A 24,564-nucleotide genomic window follows, 5' to 3' on the forward strand; every position below is an offset into this window, starting at 1 on the left:
GGGTCATCGGCGAACCGAGGCGCTACGACGTCCGGCGGGCCCAAGCCCCCAGTGCCGCGAGCAGCAGGTCGGCGATCGTCACGAGGACGCGGCTGACCAGCACGACGAGCAGCACGGCAGCGTGGGGCAACGCCCCGGCCAGGACGGCGAGCAGCACGAGCTCCCGCGCGCCGGCACCGGCCGGCATCACGATCACGAGGAACCCGACCACCCACGCCAGCGCGTAGCCGCCGACGGCGAGCGCCGCGCCGCGCGCGTCCGCCGGCATCCCCAGGCCCACCGCGAGCACCCACACCTGCGCCCCGGCGCACAACCATCCCGCGACGGACCACGCGGAGGCGGCTCCGAGCCCCCGCCAGGACAGCGGGTGCTCCAACGGCTCCCGGCGCGCGAGCCGCAGCGCCCAGGCGACGAGCCGGTTGAGCACGGGCGGCAGCAGCACGACCACGACGGCCGGCAGGATCCAGAGCCACCGCGCCGCCGGTCCGAGCTCCTCGGTCGCGACGAACGGCAGCGCGACGAGCCCGACCACCGCCCCCGACACGACCCCGACGAGCGTCGCGACCGCCGTCGTCGTCACCGAGCGCCGTCGCGGGATGCCGTGGTCGGCGCCGATCTCCGCCGCGGCCACGACGTTCCACACGCCGCCGGGCACGTACTTGCCGAGCTGGCTCAGCCCGAAGATGCTCAGGGCCACCCGGCGCGGCACGGGTGATCCGAGGTCCGCGAGGACGGCGCGCCACGCGCCGAACGTGCAGCCCACGAACACGACGGCGAGCACGAGGGCGAGGGCCAGGCGCCCCGCGGAGAGCTGGGCGGCCACCTGCGCGAGCTCGTCGCGGGCGGCCACGACCGCGTAGACCGCGAGCCCGATCGCGAGCACCAGGAATCCCCACCGCACCCACGGCGAGCGCAGCACCGCGACCAGGCGACCCAGCGCGCCGGAGTGCCCTGTGTCGTGGCGCTGGCCGTCGTCGCGGCGCGGGGCGGCGGCCCCGTCGACACCGTCTGCGCGAGCCCCCTCCGTGCGACCGTCGGTGCCGGCGTCGCCGGTGGTCACGGGACGATGCCCCGCGCTCGCAGGGCGTCGACCAGGGGGACGACGACGACGTCCGGCCGCACCAGATCGCGGCCCCCCGCCGCCCGGTCGCGCGCCGCGGCCAGCGCTCCGGGGGCGGTGAGGTCGAGCAGGCGGTCGGCCAGCGCGCGGGGGTCGGCGGGCGGCACGAGCTCCACGTGACCGCCGAGGAGGCGGCGCTGCGGCGCCGTGTCGGAGGTGACGACGACACAGCCCGCCGCGAGCCCCTGGAAGACCTTGTTCGGCACGACCCTCAGGCCCTTGGGGGTGGCGGAGAAGATCCCGAGGCACACGTCGTGCGCGGCGACGAGGGCCGGCAGCGCGGCGGGGTCGATCCAGCCGTGCCACGTCACGCCCGGGACGCCGGCGAGCCGGGCCCGCGCCGCGGGCAGGTCCTGGCCGGAACCGACCATCGTCACCTCGATCGGCCGGCGCTCCGCCGAGCCGTCCGCCCGCCCCAGCGCGTCGGCGAGCGCCTCGGCCAGCACGTCGGCGCCCTGCAGCGGCGTGTACAGGCCGAAGAACACCAGGCGCAGCGGACGCGCGCCGTCGTCGACCCGCGGCGGGCCGCTCGGCGTCCCACCCGGCGACCCACCCGGCGGCCCACCCGCGTCGAGCCACGCCTGCGGCGCCCCCACCGGCACGACGAGCGCCCGTGACGCCCGCGACCCGGCGATCTCGGCCAGCATCGCGGCGTGCTCGTCCGTGTCGACCAGCACGACGTCGGCGCAGGCGGTCGCGACGCGGTCGAGGCCTCGCAGCAGCCGCACCCGCAGGCCGCGGGCACCGCGGTCGGCGGCCGTGTCCCCGGCGAAGACGAGGTGGTCGAGCAGCACGGGCGTGCGTGGGAACAGCAGGCGCGCGAGGACGACGTCGAAGTGGCCGAGGTAGCCGACGAGCACGGCGTCGGGCGCGCCGTGCCGGAGCCGGTGCGCGGCGGCGTCGCCGACGAGCAGCAACCAGCAGCGCAGCAGCCGCACGACCAGCACCCCGAGCCGCCACGGCTCGCGCAGCATGCGCACCCGCTCGGCGGTGCTGAGCCCCAGCGGGCGGTCGAGCTCGGTCACCGCGTACCCGTGCGCGCGCAGCCCGTCGACGAGGGTGCCGACCCGCGGGTGCCGGCCGGCGTCGTACGTGCCGAACGCGACGATCACGCCGTCGCGTCCTCGCCCTGGCGGCAGCCGTCGGCGACGGGCCCGGAGGCCTGGTCGCCGGCCGCACCGGACCCGCCGGGCACGACCCCGTACTGCATCGTCTTGACGCGCTCCAGCGTCTCCTCGACGAGCGTGCGGTTCGTGCGCAGCAGGTCGGCGATGACGAGGAGCGCGAGGCACAGCAGCGACCCGACGAGCATCGCCGCCGCGAAGACGAGCGACTGCACGTGCCCGCCCGGGTCGCCGGACGCCCAGAAGACCAGGAACCGCACGGCGGGGATCGCGGCCGCCACGAAGAAGACCGCCGCGAGGGTGAGGAACACCAGGTGCGGGCGGAACATGATCGACGAGCGCACGATCGCCCGGCCCGAGCGGCCCATGTGCTGCCAGATGTTGCGGAACAGGCGCGACTCGCGCGTCTTGGGGTTGGTGGTGATCGGCAGGCTGGTGATCCGCAGGCGCTTGTTGCCCGCCTGGATGATCGTCTCCATCGTGTAGCTGAACTGCGTGACGACGTTGAGCCGCAGCAGCGCCCCCCGCGAGTAGGCCCGGAAGCCGCTGGCGGCGTCGGGCAGCGACGTGCCCGCGGCGGCGCTCACGACGCGGCTGCCGACCCGCTGCATGCGCTTCTTGAAGGGCGAGAAGTGCGCGATGGTCGCCGTCTGCCGGTCCGCGATGACGATGTCGGCCTCGCCGGCGAGGATCGGCGCCGCGAGGTCACCGATGCGCTCGGACGGGTACTGGTTGTCGCCGTCGGTGTTGACGACGACGTCGGCGCCGTGCGCCAGCGCGTAGTCCACACCGTCGCGGAACGAGCGCGCGAGGCCCATCGTGCGGGTGTGCCGCACGACGTGCCGCACCCCGAGCCGCCGCGCCACCTCGGCGGTGCCGTCGGTGGAGCCGTCGTCGATCACGAGGACCTCGACGCTGTCGAACCCCGGGACCTCGCGCGGGATGGTCGCGAGCACGAGCGGCAGCGTCCCGGCCTCGTCGAGGCACGGGATCTGGACGAAGAGCTTCATCGATCATCCTTCACGGAGCCGGGCCCCGGACGGGGCGCGGCGAGTCTATTCGGCCAGGCGACGGTGGCGACCAGCGCCGCGACGAACGCCACGCCGGCGAGCACGAGCAGGACGAGCAGGGGCACCGCCTCGAGCGGGCTCCACGCGAGCCAGCGGTCGACGGCGTCGCCGACCGACTCCCCCGGCCCGCGGTAGAAGGCCTCGAACGCCCAGGCGATGCCCCAGACCGCGGCGGTCAGCGCGAGCGTCGCGAACACGGGCACGGCCAGCGCCAGCCGCCGCTCCGACCGGCGCACGAGCTGCCACACCGCCACGGCGACGACGGCGGCGAGCGCCGGGACGCCGCCGAAGACGTACCGGCCCTGGACCGCCACGAGCCCGCCGGTCACCGCGTGCGCGTCCCAGGCGTTGTACGCGACGCCGAGCGCGAGCCCGCCGGGCAGCAGGAGCAGCGCCGCGGCGGCGCGCCGGGCGCCCGGCAGCACGAGGGCGACCAGGCCGGCGGCGATCAGCACGACGGACCCGGCCACCACCCACGCCCCGGGGATCCGTACCTCGAGCCAGGAGAGGTTGCCGAAGAACGCCTGCGCCAGCTTCTCCACGATGAGCGACGGGACCTCGGCGTCGGGCACCTGCGCGACCGTCGCCGGGTCGCGCGGCAGGCCGACGGGCTGGACCGCCCCGAGCGTGAGCACGTTGCGCACCCACCACCACCCGCCGACGACCCCCGCCACGCCGACGGCCACGCCGACGCGCCCCAGCCGCGCCGGCCACGGGCGGCCGCGGGCCAGCAGGTAGGCGACGCCCACGGTGGGCAGGGCGAACGCCACCATGACCTTGGTGAGCAGCCCCAGGCCGACCGCCAGCCCGATCGCCACCGCCACGCGCCACCGCAGGTCGCCGGTGACGACGCGCGACGCCAGGTACGTGACCACGGCGCACGCGAGCAGCACGAGCGCGTCGTTGTTCACCGCGCCCATGATGTGCCCGAGCTGGGGCAGGAGCAGCGGGAACGCGGCGGCCACGAGCCCGGCCGAGGGCGAGCCGGTGACGCGGCGCGCGGTCTCGGCGGCGAGCGGGACCACGAGCGCGAGCAGCAGCACGTCGAGCAGGCGCAGGGCGAGCATGGCCTGGTCCCAGCGGGCGTCGGTCAGGCTCGTGGCCTGCAGCAACCCGGCACCGAGGGCGTAGTACAGCGGCGGGTGCTGCGTCATCTGGTCGACGTCGTTGCCCGACGACGCTTCCCCGAGGGCGGTGGTGGTTTCGACGCGCGTGCGCTCGTCGCGCGGCACCGGGTCGGCGTCCACGAACTGCCGCGCGTCCGAGCGGTGCACCCAGCGTCCGGGCGGGTCGGAGTGGTAGGCGGCCTCGTCCACGGCGTCGACGACGGCCGGAGAGAAGTAGGCGTCCCCGGGCGCCGGCCACCCGCCTCCGTACGCGAGCCGCAGCACGCTGTTGAGGTGGTTCTGCTCGTCGGGGGCCTGGAACGGCGGCGTGACGACGGCCCAGACCGCGCCCCAGGCCGCGACCGCGAGCGTGAGCACGACAAGGGCGCGCCGGTAGCCGCGCAGGCTCCTGTCAGGGGCGCTCGCGGTGGGGGTCGGCACGGGCCGTTGCCGCACGTGCGGCGTGGTGTCCGTCACGACCTCAGTGTGCCAGGGCACCCGGAGTGCCTCAGGTCGGGGGCCGGTAGGGTTCGGCGCATGCGCGTTCTCGTCACCGGGGGTGCCGGCTTCATCGGCGCCAACTTCGTCCACCAGACCGTCCGCACCCGTCCCGACGCGCGGGTCACCGTGCTGGACGCCCTCACGTACGCGGGAGACCGCTCGTCGCTGGCCCCGGTCGCGGACCAGGTCGAGCTCGTCGAGGGCTCGATCGCCGACGCCGACCTGGTGGACCGGCTGGTCGCGGACGCGGACGTGGTCGTGCACTTCGCCGCGGAGTCGCACAACGACAACTCGCTGGGCGACCCCTCGCCGTTCGTGCAGACCAACCTGGTCGGGACATACACGCTGCTGGAGGCCGCCCGCCGCCACGACGTGCGGTTCCACCACATCAGCACGGACGAGGTCTACGGCGACCTGCCGCTCGAGGGCGACGAGAAGTTCACCCCCACCACCCCGTACAACCCGTCCTCCCCGTACTCGTCCACCAAGGCTGGCTCTGACCTGCTGGTGCGCGCCTGGGTGCGGTCGTTCGGGCTGCGGGCCACGATCTCGAACTGCTCCAACAACTACGGGCCCTACCAGCACATCGAGAAGTTCATCCCCCGCCAGATCACGAACCTGATCGACGGCGTGCGCCCGCGGCTGTACGGGGCGGGTCTGAACGTGCGCGACTGGATCCACGTGGAGGACCACAACACCGCGGTGTGGGCCATCATCGACCGCGGCACCATCGGCGAGACGTACCTGATCGGGGCCGACGGCGAGACGTCCAACCTCGACGTCGTGCGCACCCTGCTGGGCGTCTTCGGGCGCGAGGCGGACGACTTCGACCACGTCGCCGACCGGCCCGGGCACGACCTGCGGTACGCCATCGACGCCTCGAAGCTGCGCGACGAGCTCGGCTGGACCCCCCGGTACACCGACTTCGCCGCCGGCCTGGCCGCCACCGTGGACTGGTACCGCGCGAACGAGGACTGGTGGCGCCCCCACAAGGCCGCGGTCGAGGCCAAGTACGCCGCCACCGGACAGTGACACGGCCGGCGGTGCGCCGATGAGCCGGCACCCACACATTTCCTCCACCGTCCCGGTCCGAGGGCACCTCCGGCGTGCAACACGGACCCTTTATGCTCGCTTCCCGTGACTCGCAACCCCGCCCGCCATGTGGCGTCCAGCCCTGAGTCGGTCAAGGGACCGGCGCACGCCCGTGCGCTGCGCAGCCACTCCGTCGCACGCATGCTCGGCCTGGGGCTGACGGCCGTCCTGGCGTTCGTCGCCGTCGGCGGCGCGACCGCCGCGGTCACCTTCACGGGCAACATCAGGTCGGTCGACGCCGACAAGTTGCTAGGCGACGACCGGCCCGAGGAGGTCGTCCCCGAGGATCCGAACGCCGAGAAGCCGCTGAACATCGTGCTCCTGGGATCCGACAGCCGCGGCGGCGAGAACTCTGACGTCGTGGACGACGGCACCGACGGCGCCCGGTCGGACACGACCATGATCATGCACATCTCGTCCGACCGGACCCGGGTCGAGATGTTGTCGATCCCGCGCGACACCACGGTGGACGTCCCGTCGTGCCCGACGTCGGACGGCAGCGAGACCACACCGCTGTACGGGACCAAGTTCAACGCGGCGTTCGCGCAGGGCGTCCTCACGGGCGGTGACGTCGAGTCAGGCGCGCTGTGCGTCATCGAGACGATCGAGGAAATCTCCGACGTGCGCATGAACGGCTTCGTCGTCGTCGACTTCGCCGGCTTCGAGAGGATGATCAACGCCATCGGCGGCGTCGAGCTGTGCATCCCCGAGGACATCGACGCCCCCAAGGCGGACAACCTCGTGCTGTCGGCCGGCGTGCAGGAGCTGGACGGCGAGACCGCGCTGAAGTACGCCCGCGCCCGCTCCGGCGTGAAGGGCCTCGGCGACGGCTCCGACCTGGGCCGCATCGGCCGCCAGCAGGAGCTGCTCGCCGCCCTCGCCCGCGAGGTGCTGAGCGCCGGCACGCTCGCCGATCCGACCAAGTCGCTGAAGTTCCTGAACGCCGTCACCAGCTCGATGACGATGAGCAGCAACTTCGCGTCCGTCCAGGGACTCGCCGGGCTGGCGTACAGCGCGCGCAACGTGCGCCCTGGGACGATCGCGTTCATGACCGCGCCGTACACGTACGACCCGAACAACTCGGCGAACGTGCTCTTCACCGACGAGGCCACGACGGTCTGGGACAACCTCAAGCACGACCGTCCCCTCAGCGACGCCATCCAGACGGAGACGAAGAAGTCCAAGAAGAAGGGCTCCACGGCGGCGGAGGGCGAGGATTCCTCGGCCGACGCGACGCCGGTGTCCGACGACGACACCGCCGCCGAGGGGACCACCGAGGACCCGGAGCCGTCGCGCACCCGCGACGCCGGCGAAGAGGCGTTCACCGGTGCCGACGTGACGTCGGTGTGCGGGTGAGCCGCCGGTGAGCACGGGGACGAGATCATGAGCAACGACGAGCAGCGGATCCCGCCGAGCTTCACGCCCTCGGGCGGTCGCTCCGGCCGGCCCGACCTGGCGGGCGACGCGATCCCCGTCGGCGGGACGACCCGGCAGCCGACGCCGCCCACGGGCGGCCGCGTGGGCCGGCGCGACGACGCCGCCCCCCTCGAGCCGCGCGTGCGCCGGCAGTCCTCCCGGGAGATCCCGACGACGCCGCCGGACCGGCGCGGTTCCGCCCAGGAGCGCGCGCCGCGCTCGTACCCGCCGCGCGGCTCCCGCGCGGCCTCGCAGCAGCCCTCCGGCACCCGCGTCGCGCCGGCGCAGGCGCGCCCCCCGCAGCAGGGAGGCCGGGCTGCGCCCCCCGCGCGCCCCGGGGACGCCGCGACCGCGACCGCCGGCGGCGGTGGCTTCCGGGTGCGCAAGGGCCGGGTCGTCGGCCTCGTCCTGGTGCTCCTGCTGGTACTCCTGCTGGCCTGGCCGATCGGGCTGGTGCTGTGGGCCAACGGCAAGATCCAGCACGTGGACGCCCTCTCGGACGCCCAGAACACGCCCGGCACCACCTACCTGCTCGCCGGGTCGGACGAGCGCGGCTCCGGGACGGTGGCCGACGACGGCACGTCCGGCGCCCGCACCGACACGATCATGGTGCTGCACAAGCCGAGCAGCGGCCCGACGTCGCTCATCTCGATCCCCCGCGACACCTACGCCGAGATCCCCGGCCACGACCCGAACAAGATCAATGCTGCCTACTCGTTCGGCGGCGCGCCACTGCTCGTCGAGACGGTCGAGGGGCTGACCGGGCTCACCGTGGACCACTACGCCGAGGTCGGCTTCGGCAGCGTCGAGGAGATCGTCGACGCCGTCGGCGGCGTTGAGCTGTGCTACCCCGAGGACGTCGACGACCCCAAGAGCGGCCTCGTGTGGGAAGCCGGCTGCCACCAGGCCGACGGCGAGACCGCGCTCGCGTTCTCGCGCATGCGCTACTCCGACCCCAAGGGCGACATCGGGCGTGCCGAGCGGCAGCAGCAGGTCATCGCGGCCGTCGCCGACAAGGTGGTCAAGCCCAGCGTGCTGCTCAATCCGATCAACCAGGTCCAGCTCGTCAACGCGGGCACGGACGCGCTCACCGTGGACGAGGACACCGGCATCGTCAACCTCGGTCAGCTCGCGCTCGCGTTCAAGGGCGCGACCGGGTCCGAGGGGGTCACCGGCACCCCGCCGATCGCCGACCCCGGCTACGACCCCGGCACGGGCGTCGGCTCGACGGTGCTGCTCGACGAGGAGACGGTCGGCCAGTTCTGGACCGACGTCCGCGACGGCAACCTCGAGGCGGGCAGCACCGTGGGCGGCCTGCCCGGCTGATCCCACCTCGCCGGTCGAGCCTGTCGAGATCACACGCCCGGTTTCGACAGGCCCGACGCACGGCTCGCGCGGCATACTTTCCTCGCCGCGGTGCACCGTGCCCGGGCTGCCCGGCCGCCAGCCGGGTACGGACCCGCCCGGAGGCCTCATGCCCGCCGACCCCTCAGCCGACCCCTCAGTCGCCGACCCCGCGCTCGTCGCGCCCCGTCGCGGCCGCTTCCTCGACGTGCTCGTCCCGGCCGCCCAGCGGCGGCCGCTCGCGGAGCTGTCCGACCGCCTGGACCTGTCGTCCGGGGAGGTGCGCGCCAAGCGCTCCGCGTTCTGGGCGATGCTGGTGCTCTCGGGCGTGATCGCGATCTGCGGCGTCGTCACCGACTCCACCGCCACCGTCATCGGCGCCATGATCATCGCGCCGCTGTCCACGCCCATCCTCGGGGTCGGCCTCGGGGTCGTCACGGGGCGGGCCGGGCTCGTCGGGCGGTCGGCGCTGCACGTGCTGGGCGGGATGGCGATCGTCGTGCTGCTGGGCTGGCTGGTGGCGCTGGCACTGCCCACGACGACGGACGTCGTGGCCAACTCGCAGGTCACCGGCCGCACCTCCCCCGGCGTCGGCGACCTCGTGGCGGCGTTCGCGACCGGGTTCGCCGGTGCCATCGCGCTGGCCCGCCGCGACCTGGGCGACGTGCTGCCCGGCATCGCGATCGCCATCTCCCTGGTGCCGCCGCTCGGCGTCGTCGGCGTGTGCCTGGGCGCGGGTCAGCCCGCGCTCGCCGCGGGTGCCCTGCTGCTGTTCTGCTCGAACGTCGTGGCGCTGGTCATCGCGTCGACCGTGGTGTTCACCGGCGCCGGCTACGCGGGCGACGCGGCCCACGCCAGGCGGGCCGCCGGCGGGCGCGCGAGGCCGCGCCGGGCCGTCGTCGTCGGTGCCGTCGCCGTGCTCGTCGTCGCCGTGCCGATGGTCGCCAACACCGTGCAGGCCGCGCTCGCCGAGCTGTGGGCCGGGCAGACGCGCGCCGCCGCGGAAGAGTGGCTCGCCGACACCCCCGGCGCCGAGGTCGAGGACGTGACCTGGCAGGGCACGGACCTCGTCGTCGAGGTGCGCGGCCCCGGCGACGTCCCGGACGTCGCCGAGCTGCAGGCCGCCGTCGACGAGCTCGTCCCGTGGGACCCGGAGGTCGTCGTCGTGCACACGGTGGGCGAACGCGTGGAGGGCTGAGCCGGAGCGCAGCGGAGGGTGGGGGCCGAGGGACGAGGCACGCGCCCGGAGCGGAGTGCAGGCTCAGCACGACCAGAAAGCACGAGGGCTGAGCCGGAGCGTCAGAAGCCGGTGCGGCGTGCGCGGCTCGCGCGCAGCTTCTCCCCCTTGGCGCGGGCGACGTCGCCCAGCTCGGCCTGGAACGCGACCATGCGCTCGCGCAGGGCGAGCGCCTCGGCGTCGGTTCCGGCGCCGAGGATGCGCGCCGCCAGCAGGCCGGCGTTGCGGGCACCGCCGACGGAGACCGTCGCCACCGGCACCCCGGCGGGCATCTGCACGATCGACAGCAGCGAGTCCATGCCGTCGAGGTGCCGCAGCGGCACGGGCACGCCGATCACCGGCAGCGGGGTCACGGACGCGAGCATGCCCGGCAGGTGGGCGGCCCCGCCGGCTCCGGCCACGATCACCCGTAGGCCCAGGTCGGACGCCGTGCGGCCGTACTCGATCATCTCGGTCGGCATCCGGTGCGCCGACACGACGTCGACCTCCACCGCGACACCGAGCTCGGCGAGCGCGTCCGCGGCGCCCTCCATCACGGGCCAGTCGGAGTCCGACCCCATGACGATGCCGACGACGGGCTGCTGGTCGCTCATGCGTGCTCCTCGATGGTTGAGCTTGTCGAAACCTCGTCCCCGCGCAGCAGCGCGGCGGCCTCGACGGCCCGTCGACGGACCTCGGCGAGGTCGTCCCCGCTGACGTTGACGTGGCCCAGCTTGCGGCCCGGGCGGATGCCCTTGCCGTACAGGTTGACCCTGGCCTCGGGGAAGCGGGCCATCAGCTCGGGCAACGCGTCCGTGAGCGCCTCCAGGTGCGAGCCGAGCACGTTGGCCATCACCGTCCACGGGGCGCGGGCGGCGGTGTCGCCGAGCGGCAGGTCGAGGACCGCGCGCAGGTGCTGCTCGAACTGGCTGGTGACGGCGCCGTCGATGGTCCAGTGGCCGGAGTTGTGCGGGCGCATCGCGAGCTCGTTCACCCAGACCTGGGGCGAGCCGTCGGCGCCGCGCGTCTCGAAGAGCTCGACGGCGAGCACGCCGGTGACGTCGAGGCCCTCGGCCACCGCGACGGCGATCTCGCGCGCCCGAGCGTCGGTCGCGGGATCGAGGTCGGGGGCGGGCGCGATCACCTCGGCGCACACCCCGTCGCGCTGGATCGACTCGACGACCGGCCAGGTGCGGACCTCGCCCGAGGGACGGCGCGCCACCAGCGCGGCGAGCTCGCGCGTGAACGGCACCTTCTCCTCGACCAGCAGGGCCGGGCCGCCCGCCGCGACGGCGTCGAACCAGTCCGCGACGTCGTCCGGCCCGGACACGACCCGCACCCCCTTGCCGTCGTAGCCCCCGCGCGACGTCTTGACCACGGCCTCGCCGCCGGTCGACGCCGCGAGGAAGTCGGCCAGGGCGGCGCGACCCGCGGCGGGGTCGGTGGGGAGCGGGGCCCAGCGCGGGCACGGCACGCCGAGCTCGGTGAGCCGGCGACGCATGGCGATCTTGTCCTGCGCCTGCACCAGGGCGTGCGGGCCGGGCCGCACCGGGGTGCCGTGGGCGATCAGGTCCGTCAGCAGCGCGTTCGGCACGTGCTCGTGCTCGAAGGTCAGCACGGTCGCCGCGGGGCGGCCGTCGGACGGGGCGATGAGGTCACGGATCGCGCCCTCGCCGGACGCCGCGCCGACCGGGGCGTCGGTGACAACCTGCGCCGCCGACGACGCCGGGTCCTCCACGAGCACCCGCAGGCCGACCCCGAGCTCTCCCGCGGCCGGCGCCATCATGCGGGCGAGCTGTCCGCCGCCGACGACGGCGACGGTGAGAGGTCCGCGCGGCGTGACAGTGCGGGGGGCGTGGGCGGTCTCGGGCAGGGGCAGGTCCGTGGGTCCGGTCACGGGGATCGAGGATACCGGCCCGTCCGCGACCGTCGGGCACGCGCCGAGCAGGCGGTCGCTCGCGGTATCGGCGCGTACCGGGTCGTATCCCGGCAGCAAGCGCCTGTTCGGCGCTGGACCGTCAGTCGCCGTGGTGGTGCAGCCACCCGCGCCGGCGTCCGCGCGAGGAGATCGTGGTGCCGGGCGGCAGCACGATCCTTGGGTCCAGCGCGCGCGGCACGCCCGCGAGGAAGAGCGCGAACACCGGCGGGCGGCGCTGCGCGAGCTCCAGCCGCCCGCCGTCGGCGGCGGCGAGGTCGCGCGCGAGCGCGAGCCCGAGCCCGGTGCTGTCGCCCGTCGTCATACCCCGTTCGAAGATGCGCGGCGCGATCTCGTCGGGCACGCCCGGACCCTCGTCGGCGACCTCCAGCGCGACGGCGCCGGTCGCGCCGGACGGGCGCGAGCGCACGGTCGTCGTCCCGTCGCCGTACTTGAGCGAGTTCTCCAGCAGCGTCGCGATGATCTGCGCGAGCGCGCCGGGGGTGGCGAGCACCTGGTGGGTGGCGGGAACGTCGACGACGAGCGGGCGGCCGGCCCGCTCGAACGTGGGGCCCCACTCCTCCTCCTGCTGGTGCACGACGTCGGCCAGGCCGACCGCCTCCGTGGTGCCGCCCTGCGCGCGCCGGGAGGCCGCCAGGAGGTCGTCGACGACCGCGACGAGCCGCTCCACCTGCTCGAGGGAGATCCGCGCCTCCTCGACGACCTCCGGGTCCTTCGAGGCGAGCGTGATCTCCTCCAGCCGCATCGTCAGGGCCGTCAGGGGGGTGCGCAGCTGGTGCGAGGCGTCCTGGGTGAACTGGCGCTCGGCGGCGAGCCGCCCGGCGAGCCGGTCGGCGCTGCGCACCAGCTCCGCCGCGACGAGGTCGATCTCCTCGACCCCCGACGGCTCGAGCCGGGGACGCACCTGCCCGGAACCGAGCTGTTCGGCCGACGCCGCGAGGTACACCAGTGGCGCGGACAGCCGGTTGGCCTGCCACACCGCGACGGCGATGCCCGCCGCGATCGCGACGATGCCGGCGAGCACCACGAGCACGACCGTCTGGGCCGACTTCACGTAGGCCCCCACGGCGGAGACGGTCATCGTGACGTTGGCGCGGCTGTCGGTGAAGGTGGCCTTCGCGATGTCCGGCCCCGACACGGGCTCGCCCGCGGTGAGGAGCGTGCCGTCGGGCAGCGTGACCTCCACGTACGCGGGCAGGTCTCCCTCGCGCCCCTCGCTGGCCCGGTCGACCGTGGCCTGGGTGACGTCGTCCCCCCGCTCGAGCGCGCTGTCGACGCTACGGGACAGCGTGTCGACCCGGTCGGTGACCCGCTGCTCCTCGATCGCCAGCACGTACCGGGCACCGAAGATGCCCAGCGGCACGCCGAGCAGCAGCACGGCGACGGCGACCGCGGAGATGGTCGCCAGCAGGACGCGGCGACGCACTTCGCCTGTTCCTGTCCGCCGGCGCCGTCAGCTCGCGCCGAGCTCGAAGCGGAAGCCGAGCCCTCGCACCGTCGACACGTAGCGCGGGGCGTTCGCGTCGTCGCCGAGCTTGCGTCGCAGCCACGACACGTGCATGTCGAGCGTCTTGGTCGACCCGACCGGGTCGGAGCCCCACACGTCGCGCATCAGGGTGTCGCGGACGACGACCGAGCCGGCGTTCGCGACGAGCACCTTGAGGAGGTCGAACTCCTTGGTGGTCAGGTGCAGCTCGCGGTCGCCCTGGAACGCGCGGTGCGCGGAGACGTCGACCCGGACGTCCTGCGCGCGCAGCTCCTCGTCCTCGCCGGTGTCGCCGTGCGTGCGCCGCAGCAGCGCCCGCACGCGGGCCAGCAGCTCGGCGAGCCGGAAGGGCTTCGTCACGTAGTCGTCGGCGCCCGCGTCGAGGCCCACGACGAGGTCGACCTCGTCGGCCCGCGCGGTGAGCACCAGGACGGGCACGGTCAGGCCCGAGCCGCGGATCTCCCGCGCCACGTCCAGCCCGTCCATGTCCGGCAGGCCGAGGTCGAGGACCACGATGTCCGCACTCCCGGCGTGGTCGACGGCTCCTTGACCTGTTCCTTGCACGATGACGTCGTAACCCTCACGCGAGAGAGCCCGCGCCAAAGGCTCGGCAATAGCCGGGTCGTCCTCGGCCAGCAGTACGTGGGTCATTCCCTCATGCTAGCGGCATCCCCCCAGGTCCTGGGCGTCGCCCCACGCCGTGTGGTGTGACGTCGTCGTGACACGCACGTGACCGCGACGTCAGCCCCCGGGTGGACGCGGCGGCTGCCTGGCGTGCCTACCCTGGCCGCCATGAGCTGGTACGAGCGGACGGGCCGCTGGTTCGAGGCGCACCGTTTCGCCGTCGACCTCACGACGACGGCGCTGATCGCGGCGTTCATGCTCGTGGCGGCCACGGACCTCTACGCGTCCGACCCGTGGGACTCGCGCGGCGCCACCCTCGTCTGGACGGCCCTGATGCTGGTGCCGCTGCCCTGGCGCCGCACGCGGCCGGTCCCGTCCGCGATCGCGGTCTACGCCGTCGCGCTGGCACACGTGCTCGCCGGGTACCCGATGATCATGCCGGCCGACCTGCTCGTGCTCGTCGCGCTGTTCTCCGTGACCGCATACGGCCCGACGTGGTCGCACGTCACCGCGATCTGCGCCACCGCCGTCGGGAGCGTGGTCGTGCTGCCCGTGGCCGTCGCGGCCCAGGCGGGCTTCAGCGCGAGGGCCGTCCTCGAGATGGTGCCCGTCGGGATCTTCTGCCTGGTCACCGGCCTGGCGGTGTGGGCGTTCGCCCTCGTGCGGCGTTCCCGGCGCGTCATGGTCGAGGCCCTCCGCGACCGCGCGCGCCGGCTCGAGATCGAGCGCGACCAGCAGGCCCGCATCAGCGCGGCCGCCGAGCGGGCCCGGATCGCGCGCGAGATGCACGACATCGTCGCGCACTCGCTGTCCATCGTCGTGGCGCAGGCCGACGGCGGGCGGTACGCCGCCGCCGCCGACCCGGCCGCCGCCGTCCGCGCGCTCGGCACCATCAGCGAGACCGGCCGCAGCGCGCTCACCGACATGCGCCGTCTGCTCGGCGTCCTGCGCTCGCACGACGACGACGCACCTGCCGGTGCGGCCGAGGGCTCCGCCGACCTCGAGCTCGTCGCGCCGGCCGCGGGCGCCGTCGCCGCCCCCGCCGGGCCGGGCCGCGCCCCCGGTGCGCGGCCCGCACCTCAGCCGGGCGTCGAGGAGCTGGAGGACCTCGTGGCGCAGGCCCGCGCCGGCGGGCAGCGCGTCGCGTTCTCCCGGATCGGCGACGCCCGCCCCATGCCGGCCGGCATGGGGCTCACGCTCTACCGCATCTGCCAGGAGTCGCTGACCAACGTCCGCAAGCACGCCGGGCCCGACCCGTCGGTGTCGGTCACGGTGACCTGGGCGCCCGAGGCCGTGCGCCTCGAGGTCACCGACGACGGCCGCGGCGCCGCGGCCGCGCACGACGCCGCCGACGACGCGGGCTTCGGCCTGCGCGGGATGCACGAGCGCGCGAACCTGTACGGCGGCACGCTCGAGGCCGGCCCGCGGGCCGGCGGAGGCTTCCGCGTGCGCCTCGAGCTGCCGCTGCCCACCCCGGAGGAGACCGCATGACCACCCCGCCCGACACCGCGCCGCACGAGACCGCCCCGGCGGCGGTGCGCGTGGCCCTCGTCGACGACCAGCAGCTCGTGCGCGCCGGCTTCCGGATGGTCATCGACTCGCAGCCCGATCTGGAGGTGACCCTCGAGGCCGGCGACGGCGCCCAGGCCCTGCGGCTGCTCGCCGACCACCGGGTCGACGTCGTCCTCATGGACGTGCGGATGCCGCACCTGGACGGGCTCAGCGCCACGGCGCAGCTCACGGCCCGGCCGGACGCGCCCAGGATCATCGTGCTCACCACGTTCGACCTCGACGAGTACGTGCTGGAGGCCATCCGGAGCGGCGCGTCCGGCTTCCTGCTCAAGGACGCCCCGCCCGAGGAGATGCTCGCCGCCATCCGCACGGTGCACCGCGGCGACGCCGTCATCGCGCCGTCGTCCACGCGCCGCCTGCTGGAGCACCTGGTCACCGCCCTGCCCGCCGACCAGGCCGCGCCGCAGCGCGACGCGCTCGCCGACCTGACCGACCGCGAGCGGGAGGTGCTGGTGCTCATGGCGCGCGGGCGGTCGAACACCGAGATCGCGACGGACCTGTTCGTCGCGGAGGCCACCGTCAAGACGCACGTCGGCCGGATCCTCGCCAAGCTCGGCGCCCGCGACCGCGTGCAGGCCGTCGTCACGGCGTACGAGGCCGGCCTGGTCCGCCCGGGGTCCTGACCCTCGCGGCGTCAGGGCCGGGTCAGGGTCGACGTCATACCTGAGGATGACCTGGGAGCCGACGAGGACCCGCCCGCGGGCCGATGCCCTCGGGGGCCCTCGCTCCGTAGCGTCGGAGGTGTCCTGGCCGGCCGTCCTCGTCGAGGGGCCGGGCCACCACCTCGACCACCGGAGAGCTCCGTGGACACGACCGTGTTCGTCCCGATCCCCGACGACGCCCCCGCCGGCGCCCGCCCCGCCGTCACGCCCGCCGTGCGCGCCCGCGCCCTCACCAAGACGTACGGCCGCGGCGAGGCGCAGGTGCGCGCCCTCGACGGCGTCGACGTCGACTTCGCCGCCGGTCGGTTCACCGCGATCATGGGCCCGTCCGGCTCGGGCAAGTCCACGCTCATGCACCTGCTCGCGGGGCTCGACTCCGCGACGAGCGGGCAGGCGTTCGTCGGCTCGACCGAGGTCACCGGCCTGGGCGACAAGGCGCTCACCGCGCTGCGCCGCACCCGTGTCGGGTTCGTCTTCCAGCAGTTCAACCTGCTGCCGATGTTCACCGCCGAGCAGAACATCACCCTGCCGGTGGAGCTCGCAGGCGGCACGGTGGACGCCGCGTGGCTCCGCACCCTCGTGGACACGCTCGGGCTGGGCAAGCGGCTCACGCACCGGCCGAGCGAGCTCTCGGGCGGCCAGCAGCAGCGCGTCGCCATCGCGCGGGCCCTCATCGCGCAGCCCGACGTCGTCTTCGCCGACGAGCCCACCGGCAACCTCGACTCCCGCTCGGGCGCCGAGGTGCTGAGCTTCCTGCGCCGCTCCGTCCGCGAGCTCGGCCGCACGGTCATTATGGTCACGCACGACCCGGCCGCCGCCGCGTACGCCGACCGCGTCGTCCTCATCGCCGACGGCAAGATCGCCGGCGACATCACGGACCCGACGCCGGAGTCGGCCCTCGCCGGCCTCGACGCACTGCGGACGGTGGCCGCGCGATGATCCGCCTCACCCTGTCGCAGATGCGACGCAGCGTCGGGCGGCTCGCCGCGGCCGGCGTCGCGATCCTCATCGGCACCGCGTTCGTCGCCGTCACCCTCGTCGCGGGGAACGTCGTCACCCGTACGACCTACGACTCGATCGCCGCCCAGTACACCGGCGCGGACCTCGTGGTGCGCGGCGTCCCGATGGCCGACGCCGAGCTGGACGCCGTCCGCGGGACGGCGGGCGTCGCGAGCGCGGACGAGCAGCTGCTCTCGTTCCAGCAGCTCGAGCACGGTGGACGCACCATCTACCAGGGCGTGCTCGCCGAGCCTACGGACCCTGCGGTGCTGCCGCTGGAGGTCGTCGCCGGCGCGCTGCCCGAGGCCTCCGGGGAGATCGCCCTGCCCGCGGACGTGGCCGAGCGCCTCGACGCCGCGGCGGGCGACACGATCACCCTGGTGCGCAACGTCGTCGACGACCCGGACGAGGGCACGTACCGCGAGGTGCGCGAGCGGCTCGCCGTCACCGGCACGCTCGACGACCCGTACGGCGCCTACTCCATGATGGGCGGCGCCGCGGTGGCGCCGGCCGCGGACGTCACCGCCTGGGAGGCGGACCTCTCGGCGCCGGGCGACGTCCCGAGCGAGCCGAGCACCGTCCTCGTCACCCTCGACGATCCCGCCGACCTCGAGGACGCGCGCACCGCGATCGCCGCCGCCGTCACGAACAGCGCCGCGTCCACCGGGGCCGACGCCGCGGGCCTGGACGTCGTGACGCCCACCGAGCACGCCGAGACCGTGGCCAACGAGATGACCGGCGGCGACAACGTCATCTTCACGACCTTCGTGCTGGTCTTCGCGGCGGTCGCGCTGCTGGTCGCCGCGCTCGTCATCGCGAACACCTTCCAGGTGCTGGTCGCCCAGCGCACCCGCACCCTCGCGCTGCTGCGCTGCGTCGGCGCGGACAAGGCGCAGCTGCGCCGGTCCGTGCTCGTCGAGGCGGCGATCCTGGGGTTCGTCTCCTCGGTCGCGGGGCTGGTCGTCGGCGCCGGGCTCGCGCAGGTGGCCCTGGCCGTCGGGCGCGGCATGGACCTCGGGGTCCCGCTGCCCGCCTCGATCTCCGTGACGCCGGCCGTCGTGCTGGTGCCGATCGCGGTCGGCACGCTGGTGACCCTGGTCGCGGCGTTCGCCCCCGCCCGCGCGGCGACCCGGGTCGCCCCGCTCGCGGCCCTGCGCCCGTCGGACGCCCCCACGGCCGCGCGGGGCGCCGGCCGCGTCCGCCTGGTGCTGTCCCTGCTGGTCGCCGTCGCGGGCTTCGGCCTGCTCGGCGCCGGCGTCGTGCTCAGCACGGCGGGGGGCGAGCCGAGCCTCGGCCTCATGGTGGGCGTCGCCGGTGGCGTGCTGTCGTTCGTCGGCGTGCTGGTCAGCACGGTGTTCTGGCTGCCCGGCGTGGTCGCGCTCGCCGGTCGCCTCGTGGGCGCCTCCGGCCCGACGGCGCGGCTCGCGGCGGCGAACACGCTGCGCAACCCGCGCCGGACGGCCGCCACGTCGACCGCGCTGCTCATCGGCGTCACCCTCGTCGGCATGATGTCGACGGGCGCGGCGAGCGCCCGCGTCACGATGGACGCGGAGCTCGACGGCCGCTACCCGGTGGACGTCATGGTATCGACCGACCTGGCCGGGTCCCCCGAGGACGCCCAGCCCGTGCCCGCGGGCCTTACCGGCACGGTCGAGGACGTCGCGGGCGTCGCGACCGTCACCGAGATCGCGTCGACCACCGCGCAGGTCGCGCCGGAGGGCGCCGGCGCCGGCGAGGCCACCGACCTGCCCGTGCGCGGCCTGGACCCCGCGACCGCCGGCGAGGTGATGCGGTCCACCGAGATGGTCGCGCCCCTGGCGGCGGGCACGGTCGTCGTGCCGGAGGAGCTGTCCGAGGACTACGGCATCGGCGACGGCCAGACCGTCACCCTCACGGGCCCCGACGGCGCGCTCGAGGCCACGGCCGCCGTGACCGACCTCGCCGACGACGGGCTGCTCGTCGTGCCGGACGACCTCGCCGCGATCGACGCCGCCGCGGCCACCACCCGGCTGTGGGTCGGCCTGGACGACCCGCGCGACGCGGCGTCCGTGGTCCCCGACATCCAGGACGTCGTCGCCGACACCGAGGCCCCGGCCGACGTGACCGGCGCCGCGGTGGAGCGGGCCGGCTTCCAGCAGGTCATCGACACCGTGCTCGCGATCGTCGTCGGGCTGCTCGGGGTGGCGGTCGTCATCGCGCTGATCGGGGTGGCGAACACGCTGTCCCTGTCGGTCATCGAGCGGCGTCGCGAGTCGGCGACGCTGCGCGCGATCGGCCTGTCGAAGGGCCAGCTGCGCGGGATGCTCGCGATCGAGGGAGTGCTCATCGCGCTCGTCGGTGCGGTGCTCGGCGTGCTGCTCGGCCTCGTGTACGGGTGGTCGGGCGCGGCCGCCGCGCTCGGCTGGGCCGGCGAGCCGGTGATCGCCGTGCCGTGGCGCGACGTGCTGCTGATGCTGGCCGTCGCGGCCGTCGCCGGGCTGGTCGCGTCGGTCGTGCCGGCGCGGACGGCGGCGCGCACCTCGCCCGTGGAGGCGCTCGCCACCGAGTGACCGAGCGACCGCGTGACGCGGTTGTCCACAGGCGGTCCGTGACCGCCGCCCGGGGCGGGCACCCTGGGGTCATGTCCGTGACCTCCGGGGTGCCCGCCCTCGTCGTGCCGCCGTCGGGCGCGGAGGGCGCGCCATCCGACGACGGCGTGCGGGTGACCGTGCACCCTGCCGAGGACGTGCTCCTCCCGGCCGGAGCCCCGCTCGGCGCGCTGCGGGCGGGGCTCGCCGCGCTGCTGCGCCGCCCCGAGCTGCGGCACGCCCCGCTCACGGCGGACGGCGTCCCGGTCGCCGACGCCGACGTCGTCGGCCACCGCCCGCTGCTGCCGGGCGTCACCCTCGCCGTCGCGAGGGAGGTGGGCGACCCGGTCGAGGACGTCGTCCGGGACGCCGTGCTCCGCCGGCCGTGGCTGGTCGCGCGCGCCGACGGCGTCGACGCCGGGGTCGTCACGGGCCTGCGTCCCGGCGTGCCCACGACGCTGCCCGCCTCGCCGGGCGCCGCCTCGGGCACCGGGCCGACGATCGTCGTGCGGACCCGCTCGCGGCGTCCGGACCGCGTGCACGTGCGCACCCGTTCGGGCGCCGCGCGGCTGGTGCGCACCACGGCCGGGGGCCGGCGACGGGTCGCGCGCGTCGGACGCCTCCCCCGGCGGTGGCGGCCCGGCTCACGCCTCGAGGCCGCGGGCGCGCGGTACACGCTGCACGCGTCGGGCGAGGTCGGCCGGTGGCTCGCGCCGCCCGCGCCGGCGGAACGCACCGAACCCACCGGTCACGGCGCCGGCATCGCCGCGGCCGCGGTGGTCCCGGTGGTCGGTTCCCTGGTGCTCGCCGCCGCGCTGCGTCAACCGGTCTACGCGCTGTTCTCGCTGGTGGGGGTGCTCGCCCTCGTGCCGCAGCTGCTCGCCGCCCGGCGCCGGCGGCGCGCCCGTGCCGCCCCGGGCGGCCAGGACGACGGCGGCCCGGTCGCCGCCACAGCGACCAACGCCGCTCCGCCCGGGTCCGAGCCCGGCCGTGTCCTCGCGCGTGTCGTGGCGGCGCACGAGGCGTCCGACGGCGCGTGGCGGCGCGCGGTCCAGCACGACCGCACCGGCGCCCGAGCCCCCGGCCGGACGTCGGGCGACGGCGACGGCTCGCCGCTGGGTGCGCTCGTCCCCGACGGGGCGCTGGCGGTCCGGGGGCCGCGGGACGCGGCGCGCGCCGTGGCCCGCGCGGTCGTCGTCGACATCGCCGCCGCGGGCGCGTCCGTGACGGTGCTCGGCGCGGGGCGCGACGCGTGGTCGTGGTGCCGCTGGCTGCCCGAGACGGGGCCGCGCGCGGTGGTGGTGGACGCCGCCGACGACCTTGGCGCCGAGCACCGCGGAGCGCCGGTGCCGCGCCCCGGTGACCCGCTGGGCCCCGATCGCGTCGACGTCGTCGTGCTGTGCCTGCCGGTGGACGCCGCGCCGCCGTCGTGGTGCCGCACCGTCTGGGAGGTGCGGGACGACGGCCTGGTACAGCGTCGCGCGCCGGACGGGACGGCGGCCGCCGAGCCGCTCGTCGGCGTCTCGGCGGGGTGGGCCGAGGGGTTCGCCCGGCGGGTCGCCGGCCTGGCGGCGCTCCGCCGCGAGCTCACCTCGCTCGCTGCCGCCGACGGCACCGGTGCCGGTGCCGGTGGCCGCCGAGCACGGCCGGGCGTCCTCGGCGCCCCAGGGGCGGACGACCGGGTGGCCGTGGACCCGACCGACCCCCGGCTGCCCTCCGAGGTGTCCCTCGCCGAGCTCCTCGCCGCCGACCTGCCTGCGACCGGGTCGCGCGGCCTGACGCACGGTGCCGCACGCGCAGCCGTGCACGCGTGGGACGCCTCCGAGGGCTGGGCCGTGCCGCTCGGTGTGGACGCCGACGGACGCACGGTGCGGCTCGACCTGGTCGGCGACGGGCCGCACCTGCTCGTGGCCGGCACCACGGGCTCCGGCAAGTCCGAGCTGCTCCAGGCCCTGGTGCTCGGGCTCGCGTCACGACGCTCCCCCCGCGACCTCGCGCTCGCCCTCGTCGACTTCAAGGGCGGCGCCTCGTTCGGGCCCTGCAGCGCGCTCCCGCACGTGGTCGGGCAGGTCACGGACCTCGACGCGGGGCTCGCCGGGCGCGCCCTGGCCGGCCTGCGGGCCGAGCTGCACCGTCGCGAGCGGCTCCTGGCCGACCGCGGAGCCGCGGACCTGGCCGCGCTCGCCGGCCACCCGGACGCACCGCCGCGGCTGGTCGTCGTCATCGACGAGTTCCGGGCGCTCGCCGACGACCTGCCCGAGTTCCTGCCCGGCCTCCTGCGGGTCGCGGCGCAGGGCCGCTCGCTGGGCGTGCACCTCGTGCTCGCCACGCAGCGCCCGGCGGGCGCCGTGAGCGCCGACGTGCGCGCCAACGTGTCCGCGCGCGTCGCGCTGCGCGTGGTGGACGCCGCGGACTCCCACGACGTCGTCGACACGGGCGCCGCCGCGCGCATCCGGCCCGGCACCCCCGGGCGGGCGGTGCTGCGGCTGGGCGCCGCGGACCCGGTCGCCCTGCAGTGCGCGCACGCCGGGACGGCGCCCTCGGCCGGGCCTGTCGTCCGGCGCGCGCCCGCCTGGCGCGCGGCCGGGTACCCGCCGGCGCTGCCACCCTCGGACCTCACGGACCGACCGGACGAGCCGGGACGACCGAGCGAGCCGCAACGACCGGGCGCGGCCGAGCGCCTCGTGGCGGCGCTGCGGGAGGAGGCCAGCCGCCGCGGCCTGGCCGCCGGGCCGGCGCCGTGGCTCCCCCCGCTGCCCGAGCGCGTGACCGCGGCGGAGGCGGCCTCGCTCGTGCCTGCGGGCTCCGACCCGGCCGCCACGACGCTGCCGCTCGCCCTCGGCGACGACCCGGCACGACAGTGCCGCCGGCTCGTCTCCTGGTCGCCCGCCGACGGGCACCTCGCCGTGGTCGGGACTGCCCGGTCAGGACGCACGACGACGCTGGTCGCCCTCGCCCGCACGGCGCTCGGCGGCGGCTGGCACGTGCACGCCCTGGCGCCCCGCGCGGGCCGCGACGCCTTCGCCCCGTTGACCCGGCACCCGGGCTTCGGGACGCTCGCCGGCCCCGACGACCCCCGCCGCGCGGCTCGGCTGCTGCGGCTGCTCGCCGCGCACGAGCCCGCGCCCGGCGCCGCGCCCGTGCTCGTCGTGGTCGACGCCGTCGAGCAGCTGCGCGCGGCCCTCGCCGGGCCCGACCCGTGGGACCCGCTGGCCGCTGCGCTCGCGGGCCGCGGCACCGCGTTCGCGGTCGCGGCCGACGGGGCCACCGTGGGCGGGCTCGCGCCGCGGGTGGGGCCGCGCCTGGTGCTGCTGGGCCGCGACCCGCACGCCGACGTCGTGCTCGGCGCGCCCTCTCCGCTGGCCGGGTCCGGCGGGCCCCCAGGGCGCGGGGCGTGGCTCGGCGGGGACGCCGCGCTGTGCCAGGTGCTGCTCCCCGGCACCGGCCCGGTGCCCGTCCCCGCGACCGAGGCCGGGACCGAGACCGGCACCGACCGCCCCGGGCCGGTCGTCGTTCGCCCGCTGCCGGTGGTGGTCCGCGCCGCCACGCTGCCCGCACCGGCGCGGGAGACCGTCGTCGTGCTGGGGGCGGGCGGCGACGCGGCCGAGCCCGTGAGCCTCGACGTCGCGGGCGGGGCGCTGGTGTCCGGGCCGCGTGGTTCGGGCCGCTCCTCCGTGCTGCGGCTGGTCGCGCGGCGGCTCGCGTCGGCCGGGCGGCTCGCCGGCGTCGTCTCGCGCGACGCCGACCTGCGGGCGGAGGCCGGCGTCGCCCCGGCCGCCGTCCCCGCGCCCGCCGCGGTCCGCCGCCTGCTGGACGACCTGGCGCCCGGCGTCCTCGTCGTCGACGACCTGGACCTGCTCGCCCAGACCTGCCCCGTCGAGGCCGAGCTGGTCGCGGGCCTGCTCGGCCCGGGCGGGCACGACGTCGGCGGCCGCGTGCTCGTGGCGTCCGCGACGACGACCGGCGCCCTGCTCGCCCACCGCGGCGCGCTGGCGGAGCTGCGGGCCACGCGGACCGGCGTCGTGCTCCACCCGGGCGAGCGCGGCGCGGACGACGTGCTGGCGACCCCGCTCGGCGAGACCGCGGAGCCGGGGCCGCCCCGTCCGGGGCGCGGCGCGCTGGTCGCGTCGGGGCGGGCGCGACCGGTGCAGGTGGCGCTGCCGTGACGACGCGCGGCCTCGTCGGTCGGAGGCGGTCAGCCGGAGGTGGCGTCGACGACCCGGCGCGTCATGAGCGCCACGAGGACGACGGCGGCGACGACGACGAGCGCCACCCCTGCCAGCACCGCCCAGGTGACCCCGCCCGTGAGAAGGCTGAAGCCCACCAGGCCCTGCATCACCTGCCAGACCACCAGCGGGGCGCGCCCGCCGTGCCGGCCCCGCCAGAGCACGCGGGTCGCGGCCACCAACGCCCACGCCACCCCGAGGAAGAACAGCACGAGGAAGACGCTCACGCCCACGCTGCCCGACCCGCCGCTGACGAGCTCGACCCCGACCGTCGCGGCCGCGGCGACGAGCAGCAACGCCTCGAGGGCCACGCCGGCCGCCACCACCTTCAGCAACCCGGGCCGGTCCGGGCTCGGGCCGACGGGCTCCGGGGGGGTGACAGGGGGGCGCATGACACGCCAGAATACGTGCGACCTGCGGTTTCACGACAGTGTGATGAAGCACTCACGCTTCATGCGCCAGAAACTTCCGCGCAACCTCTTGTGCCCCGCTTCACGAGGTGT

General features: G+C 76.0%; 18 protein-coding genes. 9 read left to right on the plus strand and 9 right to left on the minus strand.

Features of this window, described 5'->3' with window-relative positions; all coding sequences use genetic code 11:
- Window positions 1-22: 22 nt before the first annotated feature.
- The 4 genes from ABD254_RS01830 to ABD254_RS01845 are packed head-to-tail and all read right to left on the minus strand — an operon-like array spanning window position 23 to window position 4,897.
- Window positions 23-1,060 (minus strand): lysylphosphatidylglycerol synthase domain-containing protein, encoded by a 1,038-nt coding sequence (locus ABD254_RS01830; RefSeq protein ID WP_344245050.1) that lies wholly within the window; start codon window positions 1,058-1,060, stop codon window positions 23-25.
- Window positions 1,057-2,232: a glycosyltransferase gene (locus ABD254_RS01835; protein ID WP_344245052.1), complete on the minus strand. Its 1,176-nt coding sequence runs from the start codon at window positions 2,230-2,232 to the stop codon at window positions 1,057-1,059. Before ABD254_RS01835 ends, ABD254_RS01830 begins: the two co-directional genes overlap by 4 nt.
- Window positions 2,229-3,254: a glycosyltransferase family 2 protein gene (locus ABD254_RS01840; protein WP_344245054.1), complete on the minus strand. Its 1,026-nt coding sequence runs from the start codon at window positions 3,252-3,254 to the stop codon at window positions 2,229-2,231. Before ABD254_RS01840 ends, ABD254_RS01835 begins: the two co-directional genes overlap by 4 nt.
- Window positions 3,251-4,897, minus strand: coding sequence for a DUF2142 domain-containing protein (locus ABD254_RS01845; RefSeq protein ID WP_344245056.1), 1,647 nt, complete (start codon window positions 4,895-4,897; stop codon window positions 3,251-3,253). Before ABD254_RS01845 ends, ABD254_RS01840 begins: the two co-directional genes overlap by 4 nt.
- Window positions 4,898-4,957: 60 nt before the next feature.
- On the opposite strand from ABD254_RS01845, the gene rfbB reads away from it, so the two are divergent.
- From rfbB to ABD254_RS01865, 4 genes are all read left to right on the plus strand, one after another.
- Entirely contained in the window at window positions 4,958-5,953 is a 996-nt protein-coding gene (gene rfbB / locus ABD254_RS01850) for a dTDP-glucose 4,6-dehydratase (RefSeq protein WP_344245058.1), read from the plus strand.
- 105 nt (window positions 5,954-6,058) lie between these two features.
- Window positions 6,059-7,369, plus strand: a complete 1,311-nt coding sequence (locus ABD254_RS01855) for an LCP family protein (protein ID WP_344245060.1) — start codon at window positions 6,059-6,061, stop codon at window positions 7,367-7,369.
- Between the two features lie 27 nt (window positions 7,370-7,396).
- Window positions 7,397-8,755, plus strand: coding sequence for an LCP family protein (locus ABD254_RS01860; protein WP_344245062.1), 1,359 nt, complete (start codon window positions 7,397-7,399; stop codon window positions 8,753-8,755).
- A gap of 148 nt (window positions 8,756-8,903) precedes the next feature.
- The gene (locus tag ABD254_RS01865) at window positions 8,904-9,971 is read left to right on the plus strand and encodes a TIGR00341 family protein (RefSeq protein ID WP_344245064.1); all 1,068 of its coding nucleotides are present in this window, start codon (window positions 8,904-8,906) and stop codon (window positions 9,969-9,971) included.
- A 101-nt stretch (window positions 9,972-10,072) separates the two neighbouring features.
- Here ABD254_RS01865 and purE read toward each other — a convergent pair whose 3' ends face one another.
- From purE to ABD254_RS01885, 4 genes are all read right to left on the minus strand, one after another.
- On the minus strand, window positions 10,073-10,603 hold the full coding sequence (gene purE / locus ABD254_RS01870) for a 5-(carboxyamino)imidazole ribonucleotide mutase (protein ID WP_344245066.1): 531 nt from the start codon (window positions 10,601-10,603) through the stop codon (window positions 10,073-10,075).
- Complete coding sequence (locus ABD254_RS01875) at window positions 10,600-11,862, minus strand: 5-(carboxyamino)imidazole ribonucleotide synthase (RefSeq protein WP_344245252.1); 1,263 nt, start codon at window positions 11,860-11,862, stop codon at window positions 10,600-10,602. The genes purE and ABD254_RS01875 overlap by 4 nt, the downstream gene beginning before the upstream one ends.
- A gap of 145 nt (window positions 11,863-12,007) precedes the next feature.
- On the minus strand, window positions 12,008-13,351 hold the full coding sequence (locus tag ABD254_RS01880) for an ATP-binding protein (protein WP_344245068.1): 1,344 nt from the start codon (window positions 13,349-13,351) through the stop codon (window positions 12,008-12,010).
- Window positions 13,352-13,378: 27 nt separating this feature from the next.
- Complete coding sequence (locus tag ABD254_RS01885; RefSeq protein ID WP_344245070.1) at window positions 13,379-14,062, minus strand: response regulator transcription factor; 684 nt, start codon at window positions 14,060-14,062, stop codon at window positions 13,379-13,381.
- 141 nt (window positions 14,063-14,203) lie between these two features.
- Between ABD254_RS01885 and ABD254_RS01890 the strand changes: the two genes are divergently transcribed.
- The 5 genes from ABD254_RS01890 (at window position 14,204) to ABD254_RS01910 (ending at window position 24,001) form a co-directional block, all read left to right on the plus strand.
- Window positions 14,204-15,526 carry a sensor histidine kinase gene (locus ABD254_RS01890; protein ID WP_344245072.1) on the plus strand — a complete coding sequence of 441 codons (1,323 nt, stop codon included), beginning with the start codon at window positions 14,204-14,206 and terminating at the stop codon, window positions 15,524-15,526.
- Window positions 15,523-16,230 carry a response regulator gene (locus ABD254_RS01895; protein ID WP_344245074.1) on the plus strand — a complete coding sequence of 236 codons (708 nt, stop codon included), beginning with the start codon at window positions 15,523-15,525 and terminating at the stop codon, window positions 16,228-16,230. Before ABD254_RS01890 ends, ABD254_RS01895 begins: the two co-directional genes overlap by 4 nt.
- Before the next feature lie 180 nt (window positions 16,231-16,410).
- Window positions 16,411-17,208, plus strand: coding sequence for an ABC transporter ATP-binding protein (locus ABD254_RS01900; protein ID WP_425553610.1), 798 nt, complete (start codon window positions 16,411-16,413; stop codon window positions 17,206-17,208).
- Entirely contained in the window at window positions 17,205-19,817 is a 2,613-nt protein-coding gene (locus tag ABD254_RS01905) for an ABC transporter permease (RefSeq protein WP_344245076.1), read from the plus strand. The genes ABD254_RS01900 and ABD254_RS01905 overlap by 4 nt, the downstream gene beginning before the upstream one ends.
- Window positions 19,818-19,888: 71 nt before the next feature.
- Window positions 19,889-24,001, plus strand: coding sequence for an FtsK/SpoIIIE domain-containing protein (locus ABD254_RS01910; protein ID WP_344245078.1), 4,113 nt, complete (start codon window positions 19,889-19,891; stop codon window positions 23,999-24,001).
- 29 nt (window positions 24,002-24,030) lie between these two features.
- Here the strand turns inward: ABD254_RS01910 and ABD254_RS01915 are convergent, their stop codons facing one another.
- Complete coding sequence (locus ABD254_RS01915; protein ID WP_344245080.1) at window positions 24,031-24,453, minus strand: hypothetical protein; 423 nt, start codon at window positions 24,451-24,453, stop codon at window positions 24,031-24,033.
- Window positions 24,454-24,564: the final 111 nt, after the last annotated feature.

The organism is Isoptericola hypogeus, assembly GCF_039531145.1.
Taxonomy (GTDB): Bacteria; Actinomycetota; Actinomycetes; order Actinomycetales; family Cellulomonadaceae; genus Isoptericola; species Isoptericola hypogeus.